We start from the raw sequence: 11195 nt of genomic DNA on the forward strand, positions 1-11195 counted from the left end.
ATCGTGGTGGCTGCCAAGCCATGGTAGTTTGGGAAGGCGTATGAACCCACAAATCATTCGGTGTACACTCCAATGCTGTGCATAGTGCGTCCAATGTTTCGGCTTTCATTTGTTTTGGCTGACCGGTTAGCAGTGCGCTAATTGAAGGCGCTGATAGGTCGTATCCTGCTTTTTCTTTCAATAGGCGCCTAAGTGCAGCACCTGACCAAATGCCTTTTTCAACCATCACGTTTCGCAACATCCATTCGAGCATCATGCTCCTCCTTTTATTTCTATATACATCTGGTTTGATCAATCGACAAATTCATGTCAAAATATCAAGTGTAACTTAATATATGGGCATTTATCTGGTATAAAGATAAAGGTTAGACATTTGTATGTATCACCTATATTTTTTAAGTGTTACCTAACATTATTAAACAATACCTAATAATTTATCGTCAATATGTGAAACATCCAAATTCTATATTTTAATGAAAAGAAAAACACCGTCCAGTTTTGAACGGTGTCAGCTTCTTTCCAAACATGATTTTAGCGTCTAGGAGGTTGTACAATAAAAAAAGGAAGTTTTTCAATGCCAATCAGCCGAGCGTAAGTAAACAGTTGACCTTTATGATGGATTTCATGATCCTTGGCTGTATCAAGCCATATTTGACCTGATGCAACAAATTGATTAAACTCAAAAACCTGTTCTAAGTGGGAATCCGTTAATGCTTGAAGATCAATTTTTGTTTTTTCGGTATATTCTGCAACAATTTTTCTAACATCATCCATCGATTCAAATTGATTGAATTGATTGGATGCAGTCGGTAGAGTAAATTTACCGTTCTTCACAGCTTGAACGAACATGTCCATTGAATCTGCAATATGTACAGCCAGAGCCCCAAGTGAAAATGCGTCGTTCCAAGGCTTATAGTGTGTATGCTCGTTATGAATCAAATCTAATAAATCAAGTAGTACAGTTCGGTGACGTAGCCAGCCTTGGATATATTGGTCTATTTTTTTCATATTTGGACCTCCTCCCTAATCCAAAGAGCTGCAAAGCTCAATAAAGTGGCCATCTGGATCGGCGACATATGCGACGGTTTGTCCCCATGGTTTAATGATAGGTTCCAGCAAGACGGAAACACCATTTTCTCGCAGATGTTCTACTATGCCAATTACGTCTTCTACAACAAAGCCCAATTCAAATGTTTGTGAAGAGGAAGCCTTGTCCGGGACAGGCAGATTTGTCAGTTCTCTCACGCTTTCTCTTGTATTGAGTGCTAGAATCGTTGCGCCCGTATCAAGCTCGGTATATGTTCCATGCTGTACTTTTATTGGTATGCCAAGTAAATCCCGATAAAAAGTTAAGGATTTCTCTAAATCAGTTACATAGAGAATGTTGTAGCGCATACGCAATTTCACTTCAATTCCCTCCTATTTTTCTATCATTACTTATTCAGCATGTAAAAAAGATTTCCTTTTTAAGTCGTCGATATATCCTACCCTTATTCAGATTCCTGCTCCTACCAAAAGCATATAAAATAATCTCCTATATGAAAAGGTTATGTTATCATAATTCCTTTTTTAGTAATTGTATAATTAGCAGGTAAACATGTAGTTCCGGGATTTTCTTTACAAAGCGAGAAAAGAACACCCAAATCACAGTGAAAATCCGTTCTTGGACGTTTCGGTTCTCGTATTCCCCATTTATCCATACATTCTAAAATAAGGCTCTGCGTTTGTGGACGAATTGTTTTCTAATGCAAGGGTTTCTCCATTATGGAGGATTGCGATGAGTTCATTAAACTTACATGATATATCCACGCCTTGCTCTGCAAGCCTCCAGTAAAGACTGCATATATATTCTTCCGTTTGTTTGTCACTGAAGTAATGCTTAGACAGGATTCGATTTACCGCCTCTTTTGGAAAAGCTATCCCTATTCGAAGCGCTTCGTCTAAGAGAGCTGCTACATAATACTGAAGATATAATTCATCCCGTGATTTTTCAGTTTCCTTTCGCTCCAGGTAAAGAAAACGTGATATAGGGGAAATGGCGTGCTCAAAATCTGCTCCTGCTGTAAAGCAGGAATGCAGCTTCTGTTGCCGCTGTTGAAGTATTTACTGCTAGAATAAGGTAATTTTTAATAGTGTCGCACTGTTCCGGCTCTGCTCCTATAAAGCTTTGGATTATATGCTCTATGCTTTCTTCCGTATTCGTCATGAAGTCTTCCTTTCTTTTTCTTTGTGGGCAATCAGTGTAGGGAATTACTGTTTCTCTGTACAAATCTGGCGAAAATTACACATTTCACATATCTTTGCCTCTCCAGCCCCGGCAAATCGTTCCAGAGGAAGTGGCCGATTATAATATGTATCATCCAGGTAGCTTTCCATGCTTTGCACACTAGCGGAAATTTTATGTCGAATAATATCCATATCGTCTTCAGTCAGAACGCTGCGCATACAAAATCCGTCCAGCAAGTATTCGGTTCGCACTTCGATATGAGTAAGAGGCACCCCATAATATTCATGAAGATACAGGGCATAGAGCCGTAACTGTTCTTCATTTTTCTCCGCGATCCTCCCTGTTTTCCAGTCAGCGATAACGTATGTTCCATCGTCACGTCGATATAGTGCATCCAGCTTCACATAAATTTTTTTGTCATTAACGATAAAGTCATTCAGCTTTTCGACCTCAAGAATGGTAAGATTGTCTGCGTCGCGAATCTCGCGCCAGCTCTCGCTCGTTAATAAATGTTCCGCACATACCGCGATGCGGTTACCTACAGCTTCCACGCGTTCATGCGGAAGCTGTCCTTCATAATACATTTCATGAAGCATCGTATATTGTTTAGGATATCCCCACCACTCTGCCTTTTTTTTTGAATCTTGATAGGCGGTATTTAATGCACCGCGTATGTATGTAATGATTTGTTCTTTTGTTGGATATGCCCCATTTCGCTCACGCAGTGTAATTAGTTTTTGTGCAGCCGTATGTACAGCATCGCCCAAAACCAGATAAAGGTTGGTCAGCTTTTTCAGCCGATATGCTGTTTGCGCCTCCGGTGGCGCGCTCAGAAGCCATCCACCATGTGAAGCGTAATAATGGTAAAAATATTGACGCTTGCAAGTATGAAACATTTGGTCACGTGATAAGGACCACGACCATTCGGGATACGGCTTAGTTTGATACGGCATGCGCTTCCCCCTCTCTCGGTTTGCCGTATTTTTCCCTAGTATAATACAAAATGCCACTATAGCTAAATAACGGAGTCGGCAATCACAAACAGCCCGACTTTTTGTGATTAGGCAAGCGGGCTGCATTATCATATGCATATGTGTTTTCAGAATCGGACTATTTTACTTCAAAAGGAAGCGGCTCTTTTCGCAGGCCCGCGATAAGGTTTTTGGCTGCCAGTACAGCCATCCTGATTCTTGTATGAATACTGGCGCTTCCGATATGCGGCAAGGCTACTACATTTGGAAGTGAGAGTAATGGATGATCCGATGCCACCGGCTCGGTTTCGAATACATCAAGCCCTGCCGCCCATATCGTTCCGTTTCGGAGCGCATTATATAGCGCCACTTCATCTACGTTACTACCGCGTGAAACGTTAATGAATACGGCGCTTGACTTCATCCGCTTAAATTCGGCTTCACCCATGAGATAGCGTGTTTCAGAAGAGCCAGGTGTAAGAAGCACGACAAAATCAGACTTTTGCAGCAATTCCTCCATCGAGCAGTATATGGCCCCTAGTGTTTCTTCCGCTCCCAGTCGTCGGCTCCGGTTGTGATAGAGAATTCTCATATTAAACCCGGTTGCACGCCGTGCTACACTTTCTCCAATACGCCCCATTCCGATAATGCCAAGTGTGGCCCCGTAAATATCCTGCCCTGTTAAAAGCATCGGACTCCAGCTCTTCCATTGCCCCTGGCGTAAATAGTCCGCACTCTCCACAAGCCTACGTGCGGCTGCCATTAATAACGCAAACGTCAAATCGGCAGTTGTCTCTGTTAATATGCCGGGTGTATGCCCCACCGGTATGCCCCGCCGTCTAGCTTCAGCCACATCAATATTGTCATAACCGACCGCCATCGTGCTAATAACCTCTAAATACGGCGCATGATCCAGCAGGTTCTTGTCAATCCGATCACCTATGATTGTATACAATGCGGCGGCATCCTTTACTTCTTTCACAAGTGTTTCATATGGAATCACATCGTCTTCGGAATCCCAAACGTATACATTGCCATGTTCTTTAAGCAATGCCAGTGCTTCTCTGGGAATGTTCCGTGTTACTACGATTTTTTTTTGCTGCACCTTCTCACCTCTTTAGTAAAGGAAATTATAAAGTGAAGTTTGATTACAAATGTCTTCGATAAATTTGCAAAAAGTCCTTGACTTCTCCGAATAATTCTTCCTCTGCTGTTCCCTCACCAATTGCCGTACAATCAAGTACGACGAAAGGGCCCTCCCGCCAAGGGCTCTCGTTATGAATCGCCTCTGCCAGGCTCTGTTTCCCTGTCCCTGTTTCGCCATAAATAAGTATTGGAGTATCATGCTTGCTGAAAAGTCGTGCTGTTTCAAGTGTCTCTATCATTTCTTCCGTAGTGGCAATAAGGTGAGGGAAATGCATCCGGCTCTGCTGTGGTGTGAAAGAGAAGCAGGACATACGGTTTTCCATCTGTTTAAGTCCGCTTGCTTCTTTGCAGACAGCAACAGCGCCAATAGGCTTTCCGTTGTGATACAGTAAACGTTTCTTTACTAATACATTTTGATTAGCTATGCTATGTATTTCTTCTATCGAAAAGCTTTGTGTCTTGACCATATCAGTAAACTGCAACAGTGGATGAACCTCTCTTCCCGGTTTTTCCATAGCCTGCTCCTCTTTGATGGCAAATAGTGCTTCGGCTTTTTTGTTTACTAGTCGAATCACTCCTTTATTATCAACAGCTATAATCGCATCTTCATATTCACTCAGGATGCCTGCAAGGAACATGTGCTGTTGCTTTGTACGATTGATGGATGCGCCTAATCGCTTAGCCTCCGTCAATGCACTCATAACAGCTTCCTGTCCAGGAATAATTGCCAACACATGAACACCGTAACTTGCTGCTTCAGCCTGTCCAATGATATCGCTGACAATCGCTTGAATTCCCTGAGCTGCGGCTTGTTGTACCGCGGGAAGTCTTTCTTCCTCCTGCTCGACTGGAAAAAAATTAAGCGGCATCGTAAGCAGTGTTCCAATTGTTTCAGCCCCCTGTAAGGTACGATTGCTCCCTAAGATACCGACTTTCCCCGGAAATCCCTGGAGGAGCATAAGCGTTCGAATCATATCGTACCCGGATGTTTGGACTTCTACGACAGGCAGGCGGCAATGCTGGTACAGCAGGTGTGCTGTAGTACCGTGACTAACAATGACATCGTATCCGTTCTTTTCTTGTTTTCGGGCAATTGTTAAACCTTCCTCCCCTTTTCCAACCTCTATAGTTATTTCTTGCTGCAACTTTAAACTTGCTTCAATGAACAGTTCTTTGAGTCCAGAGGAAGGAGCAATTACAAGTATGCGGGCCATTCGCTTTTTGCCTCCTTTGTTTATTTATATCACGGCCATCGTTTTATTTTGCTACACAAAAAGTATAGCTGAGGGAATAGCTGGTTGCAAGAAAGGAGGGAATTTGACTGATCCCGCCCATAAAAAAGCTGCTCTTAAGTATCTGAACAGAAAAAACAGGATAGTTGCATTTATCAACAATATGAAGGGCTACTCCAGCGTGTGCATCTTCTCTCTTCCATCTTATAGATAATAAACATAAGGAGGATTTATAAAATTAACCTAAAAATGTTTAGTATAACTATTTTTGCTCTTACAAATTGCAACCAATAAGCTCCAGCTTCGTCTGATACAGTAAGGAGGTGATCATAATCAACTACCCGCCACCTACGCTTCGCTTAGAGATGGGGGCTTGTAACTACCCAGAAGTACAATCGGTTCTTACAAACCTCCTTCCTTAGGGTGGTGTTACTTTAGGCAGGTTGACAGCTACCCAACTACACAAGTCATACTTGTGTAGTCACTTCAGCGATGTACTCAATTCCTTTTCGTTGAAGATTCATTGCGCCAATGCGATCATCATTTGACTTATATTCGCACGTTTTACAGCAGAATGTATGGTTTTTCCTGTTACGATTTGCCTTTTCCGTATGTCCACATTTAGGGCACGTTTGAGAAGTATAACGTGGGCTAACAGCAATCACCTTAGAGCCTGCCATAAGCGCTTTATACTCGATCATCTGCCGCAATTGGTAAAATGCCCAGGAGACCGTTTCATAGCGATCTTTGATTTTCACACGCTCAATAGCTTGGCGAACACCCATCAAGTCTTCAACTACAAACAGAGTATTTGCGCCATATCGTTCAACGAGTGCCTTTGATACCTGATGGTTTATATCAGACATCCAACGGTTTTCTCGCTCACCGATTCGTTTTAACTTTCTACGCGCAGAAGCTGTACCTACTTGTTGAAGTTGCTTACGCATATGTTTGTAGTTTGAACGCTTATCCTTGATTGATCTTCCATTGAAAAACAAGGATTTTCCTTGAGAGTCGTAACTGACCGCAACAAAGTTCATGCCCATGTCAATACCTACTACCTGATTAATCGTATATTCTGATGCTTCAGGAATTTTTTTGGTCATCGGAATATGTAGAAAGAACTTTCTATATTTGTTGACAAGTTTTGCAGTACCAAAAGACCATGTTCCGTCAAAGTATTGTTCCATGCCTTTCGTTTCAAATGGCACTTTCACTCGACCACGAAGCGTGTTAATTGAAAATAATCCTTGCGTAAGTGAGTAGTCTCGATTCCATACAAGATCATATTCCGGCTTTTTGAACATCACTTTTGTCCAATCGTGACCGTTGCTTTTTAGGGATTGATAGCGAGCAATTACAGTTTTCATAACAGACTGAGCCATTTGAGAGCGTAAAAAATAGACAGAACGCAACGTTCCATAGGTCATTTTGTGTACTTTTGCTTGTGCTAACTGCTTCGTTTCGAACACAAGAGAAGAAACGTAATTGCAGCCAGTACGGTAAGCATCAAGTGTGCTTTTCAACCATTCAATCTGTTCAGATGTTGGATTGATCTTGATTTTCGCCGTAATTGTCATCTGCATGTATTGTCACCTCACCTTCACTAAATTAATTGTATCACAGTATATTGAGAATCTATTTAAGAAAGGAAGAGCAGGCGAGAATGTCGGACAACTGAACAGACAGATGCCTGTCCTTGTCCGAAGCGCATCCTCCCCCGCCTTATAGAGGTAGGGGTCCCCTGCGTTAATACCGATGAAAAAACTATACTGTTCTGTAGTTTTAATTCCGTCAATCTTTTTATGTGGAACTTTAATTGGCCCAAGCCAGGAGAAACTATCCGCATCTCAAAATAAAGTCCAATCTAATATCATCCTACTAAATAAAACAAATGTTCATATACAAAAAGTGAAATCCCTCCTAAAAAAGAGCCCGCTTCAACCTTTGCCGCCTGGAAAAGGAATTAAAACGGTGAAAATAGGCGAAGGACTTACACCATTACCTAGAACAACTGATACAAAAAACGGAATACCTGGGTTAAAACAATTAAATTAAAACGTGTAGCAACTTACCCGACCACTATAATTAATTTGAAGTATCTCTGCTGCTTTTAAGCAACAGAGATACTTTTTTACATACAGTTACACGCACAGCCGGGATACCAAACAAAGCACCCACTTCTTTGATCTGTTCTCGAAGTTTAAATTTTCACCTTAATGGGCATCGGTTATCATCAGACTCAAGAGAAAAAATGGCAAATCCTTATTCATATCCCACTGCTGATGCCGTTCTTCCCTCAGGCAATCAACGGATGGAATAATTTTAAATTTTTAAGGGGAATTTATAAAGACAAAAATTTGACTTCGAATAGGTGAAAGCTTATGAAAAGGACTTTTTCATCTCTACTCATTGGACTGATGGTGCTCTTCTATCCATTGTCAGCATTTGCCGAAAAGGAAATTTACATTAATTTATGGCATAGAACCTTGGAGTTACAAGAAAACGGGAAAACCATAAAAGTTTATCGTATTAACCCTGATGTAAAAGACAGACGAACAATGAAACAACAGGAAAATGGGAAAACCATAAAAAAATACCGTGTTGGACCTGGCACAAAGGATACCCCCTCTCCTGTTGGCATTTTTAAAATCGTCGATAAAAGAAAAAATTGGTATGATGGCTTTGGCTCCAGATGGATGGAGCTTAGTGTTCCGTGGGGAACTTTTGGTATTCACGGTACCAATAAACCTTATTCAATTGGTGGATATGTGAGTGAAGGCTGTATTCGTATGTATGATAAGCAAGTTGAGGAACTTTACGAACTTGTTAGTATAGGAACGAAGGTAATAATTGATGGCCCATTAACTGGACATCCGGATATAACCTATCGCATCTTAGTGCGCGGTTCAAGGGGGGCACTTGTAAAGATAGTCCAACATCATCTTCAAGCGGCAGGATATTATAAAGGGGAATGTAATGGTAAGTTTGACCATTTAACGGAAAAAGCCGTTGTACTTTATCAAAAAGAACAAGGACTTCCTGTTACAGCGCAAATTCATTATGAAGATTTGCTTCATATGGGGATAATTGAATAAACGCCCATTAATTAATCACCTTACAAAATAAAAATGGTTCGAAACAGGGAGAATATCATTATGTCGCAATAATAACATTTGCTTCTCTATGCTCCGCTTGAATACTTTACATGTTGCTTAGCTTTTATTTTAAAGCTGATTTTGGAGGTATATTTGTTGTGAAAGCTCGAACTGCATTATATAACCCCATCAGAGAAAGACATTATTATTGAAAAAAATCACCCCGATTCATTTCATAAAACAAGCCTTCAACAAGAATTAGATGCCAGGAACATAAAGCAAATTGTCATTGCAGGGATTCAGTCTGAAGTTTGTATAGATACAACTTGTCGTCGTGCATACAGTCTTGGCTACGAAATCACCCTGGTAAAAGATGGGCACAGCACATACGATTCCGACTTTTTATCCGCATCTCAAATTATTGCGCATCACAATCATGTGCTTGGTCAATGGTTCGTTGATGTAAGAAAAGCGAGTGAAATTAAGTTTTGAGTTATAGGTAATCACAAATAACCTGGTTGAGTACCTGCCCTTTACCAAGCAATGGTCATTCTTCATTATGTAGAATGAAGAAGCCATCCCTTCTAACAAAGGAACGACTTCTCCATATGCTCTTTTAACTAATATAAATAATCCCTTCGAGTCTAATATGGTAATGTTGCTCATCACTTTTAACAAAAATATAATCAGGAAAAACTTCCTCTAGCCTTCCTTGAATTTCTTTAATAGGCGTTGCAACAGATATCGTTTTTCCTCTTTTTTGATACAAAAGGCTTAGCAACCGTTTAGCAAAAGTATCACTTTTAGATACCGCTTCCTCTTTAACAACTACCTCTTCTTTGGAAATCAGGTCACCATCTGTAATAACTTTTTCTTCAAAGGAACTTTCCTTTTGAGGGATGATATTCTTTTCTTCAGGTGCATGCTGAACTTGATTAAAAGCAGGATAGTGATTGTACGTATTAGACACAGGATAGACACTATAGGGGTACGTACCATAAGAATAAGATGGGTAATACATACTTTTCCTCCTTGGTTTGTAGGTGATAGCTAAAGGATGTGCAACCTACTAATTTATTTTATTGTTTCATGGAAGGGAAAACCTAGACTACTCGGTAAAATGTAGCTTAAGTTCCCGGAAGGCATGAGCCTATTATTCAATTTTGATATTATACATATGCACTTCATCAACGATGGTACCTGTCTGTTTTACGAATGAAAAGAAAAAGCTGTCAAAGCTCAACGGAACCTTTTCAGGTAACATTATTTCGATGAAAGTCTCCAAACCTCTAGGGTGAGCTTTCCGTTTTAGCAAAGAGAGAAGGTTACCAATGGTACCTTATGCCAAATAAACTAAGCTTTCTCGTTTTGGGCTCAACATAAACGGATTTTAGGCATAAGCTATACAGTAATTTTCCCTATCCTGCATGAAATTCAGTTAATCAACAATAAGACTGAAGAAATTAAATCCACCAAAAAGAAGAATCCACCTCTAAGGAAGTGGATACAGCTACTGAACCTTTTCTGAACTTAGGAAAAAGAGGAGGAACAATTGTATAAAATAATTTAAAAAGCTTTAGAGAAAACCACCGGGTATTATTTGCTTTTTAGCTTAGCTTCTACCACCCTTATTTTATCAATTATGCGCCATATTTTATTGGTAAGAGCTTTACGTCCAGCTTCTGTTTTTACATTTAGTGTATCCGCTTCCAACTCCCGCAGATGCTGCTTGTAACGATGCAACGCACTTGTAAGCGCCGTTTTTCTTTCAGACTTTCTATAGGCTTTTTTTCCTTCATTATGATTTGCTTCCATCCCCTCTCCTCCCTTCATTGATAATTCACATAACCGCTTCATATTCCCAAGCAATTTTAAGCTTACTAATAGTCAACTCACGATTGCTTTTTATATATGTAATTTATGCTACTCTTTACAAAATGGCGTCCATGCTTTCCTATTTTCGTGATTCTAGAAAAGCCTCTTTTTTATTCAAGGTGTTTCATAAAAATTAAATGATCCCTTTATTTAATAACCCCATACGATGAAATCTTTATATTTGGCGTTATATTCACTGTCGCCTTTGCAAACTCGTCCGGCCAGCGATCTTTATTTTTTTCCCAATGTTCATATTGATACGCACGTGCATACCAGCCAAATCCAAAAGGATCTAGTTTTTCTTTTTTCACTTTTTCAACGAAGGCTGTAACCTCTTTTTTGAATTGCTCCGCAATTATAGCCGACAGGCGGTCCTTCTCTTTCTCCATATTCATATCAAACGTACGTTCAGCAAGTGTAACATTAAGGTTCATCTTAATATCAAAAACAAATCGATTGTTTTTATAACGGGTTTTGATATTGCGTTTACTATTATTTATATTTATCGTTATAAAATCACTCCCTTTTACATTCTGTAGCCTATTCGGCCTTTTAAACGGAAGAGAGGGCATACGGACAGTAAGCACTACCGGAGGTTTCGCTTCCTGCTGCAGCAGGAGAAGCAGGGAGCTTTCCCGGCGGCTCA

The 11195-nt window shown here is 40.4% G+C and carries 12 protein-coding genes and 1 pseudogene; 2 read left to right on the forward strand and 11 right to left on the reverse strand.

Annotated features, from left to right (window positions below):
• The 8 genes from HMPREF0083_RS10265 to HMPREF0083_RS10300 form a co-directional block, all read right to left on the reverse strand.
• Positions 1-253 (reverse strand): helix-turn-helix domain-containing protein (locus HMPREF0083_RS10265; RefSeq protein WP_051354615.1); only part of this gene is annotated, 253 nt, incomplete at its 3' end.
• 278 nt (positions 254-531) lie between these two features.
• Positions 532-1008 carry a DinB family protein gene (locus HMPREF0083_RS10270; protein WP_021621242.1) on the reverse strand — a complete coding sequence of 159 codons (477 nt, stop codon included), beginning with the start codon at positions 1006-1008 and terminating at the stop codon, positions 532-534.
• A 15-nt stretch (positions 1009-1023) separates the two neighbouring features.
• Entirely contained in the window at positions 1024-1407 is a 384-nt protein-coding gene (locus tag HMPREF0083_RS10275) for a VOC family protein (protein WP_040302321.1), read from the reverse strand.
• 637 nt (positions 1408-2044) lie between these two features.
• Positions 2045-2206, reverse strand: coding sequence for a hypothetical protein (locus tag HMPREF0083_RS27990; protein ID WP_021621245.1), 162 nt, complete (start codon positions 2204-2206; stop codon positions 2045-2047).
• A gap of 44 nt (positions 2207-2250) precedes the next feature.
• A complete protein-coding gene (locus tag HMPREF0083_RS10280; protein ID WP_040302322.1) occupies positions 2251-3180 on the reverse strand; it encodes a PD-(D/E)XK nuclease family protein in 930 nt (309 codons plus the stop codon).
• A 157-nt stretch (positions 3181-3337) separates the two neighbouring features.
• Positions 3338-4303: a 2-hydroxyacid dehydrogenase gene (locus HMPREF0083_RS10285; RefSeq protein WP_021621247.1), complete on the reverse strand. Its 966-nt coding sequence runs from the start codon at positions 4301-4303 to the stop codon at positions 3338-3340.
• A 43-nt stretch (positions 4304-4346) separates the two neighbouring features.
• The gene (locus HMPREF0083_RS10290; RefSeq protein WP_021621248.1) at positions 4347-5558 is read right to left on the reverse strand and encodes a sigma-54-dependent Fis family transcriptional regulator; all 1212 of its coding nucleotides are present in this window, start codon (positions 5556-5558) and stop codon (positions 4347-4349) included.
• Between the two features lie 485 nt (positions 5559-6043).
• Positions 6044-7162: an RNA-guided endonuclease InsQ/TnpB family protein gene (locus tag HMPREF0083_RS10300; protein WP_021621250.1), complete on the reverse strand. Its 1119-nt coding sequence runs from the start codon at positions 7160-7162 to the stop codon at positions 6044-6046.
• 798 nt (positions 7163-7960) lie between these two features.
• On the opposite strand from HMPREF0083_RS10300, the gene HMPREF0083_RS10310 reads away from it, so the two are divergent.
• Positions 7961-8674 carry a L,D-transpeptidase family protein gene (locus HMPREF0083_RS10310; RefSeq protein WP_021621253.1) on the forward strand — a complete coding sequence of 238 codons (714 nt, stop codon included), beginning with the start codon at positions 7961-7963 and terminating at the stop codon, positions 8672-8674.
• 180 nt (positions 8675-8854) lie between these two features.
• Positions 8855-9166: pseudogene (locus HMPREF0083_RS27165) on the forward strand (isochorismatase family protein); the annotation flags it as partial.
• 124 nt (positions 9167-9290) lie between these two features.
• Here HMPREF0083_RS27165 and HMPREF0083_RS10315 read toward each other — a convergent pair.
• The 3 genes from HMPREF0083_RS10315 to HMPREF0083_RS10325 all read right to left on the reverse strand — a co-directional run.
• The gene (locus tag HMPREF0083_RS10315) at positions 9291-9695 is read right to left on the reverse strand and encodes a DUF2642 domain-containing protein (RefSeq protein WP_040302323.1); all 405 of its coding nucleotides are present in this window, start codon (positions 9693-9695) and stop codon (positions 9291-9293) included.
• 575 nt (positions 9696-10270) lie between these two features.
• Positions 10271-10489, reverse strand: a complete 219-nt coding sequence (locus HMPREF0083_RS10320; RefSeq protein ID WP_040302324.1) for a hypothetical protein — start codon at positions 10487-10489, stop codon at positions 10271-10273.
• Positions 10490-10695: 206 nt separating this feature from the next.
• Positions 10696-11195: Ger(x)C family spore germination C-terminal domain-containing protein (locus HMPREF0083_RS10325; protein WP_021621256.1), on the reverse strand; the 500-nt coding region annotated here is incomplete at its 5' end.

The organism is Aneurinibacillus aneurinilyticus ATCC 12856, assembly GCF_000466385.1.
GTDB lineage: Bacteria > Bacillota > Bacilli > Aneurinibacillales > Aneurinibacillaceae > Aneurinibacillus > Aneurinibacillus aneurinilyticus.

Excerpts from the sequence above, each read along its gene's own strand:
- HMPREF0083_RS10270 (WP_021621242.1), bottom strand. The coding sequence starts at position 1,008 with ATGAAAAAAATAGACCAATATATCCAAGGCTGGCTACGTCACCGAACT.
- HMPREF0083_RS27990 (WP_021621245.1), bottom strand. The coding sequence starts at position 2,206 with ATGACGAATACGGAAGAAAGCATAGAGCATATAATCCAAAGCTTTATA.
- HMPREF0083_RS10280 (WP_040302322.1), bottom strand. The coding sequence starts at position 3,180 with ATGCCGTATCAAACTAAGCCGTATCCCGAATGGTCGTGGTCCTTATCA.
- HMPREF0083_RS10290 (WP_021621248.1), bottom strand. The coding sequence starts at position 5,558 with ATGGCCCGCATACTTGTAATTGCTCCTTCCTCTGGACTCAAAGAACTG.
- HMPREF0083_RS10300 (WP_021621250.1), bottom strand. The coding sequence starts at position 7,162 with ATGCAGATGACAATTACGGCGAAAATCAAGATCAATCCAACATCTGAA.
- HMPREF0083_RS10310 (WP_021621253.1), top strand. The coding sequence starts at position 7,961 with ATGAAAAGGACTTTTTCATCTCTACTCATTGGACTGATGGTGCTCTTC.
- HMPREF0083_RS10315 (WP_040302323.1), bottom strand. The coding sequence starts at position 9,695 with ATGTATTACCCATCTTATTCTTATGGTACGTACCCCTATAGTGTCTAT.
- HMPREF0083_RS10320 (WP_040302324.1), bottom strand. The coding sequence starts at position 10,489 with ATGGAAGCAAATCATAATGAAGGAAAAAAAGCCTATAGAAAGTCTGAA.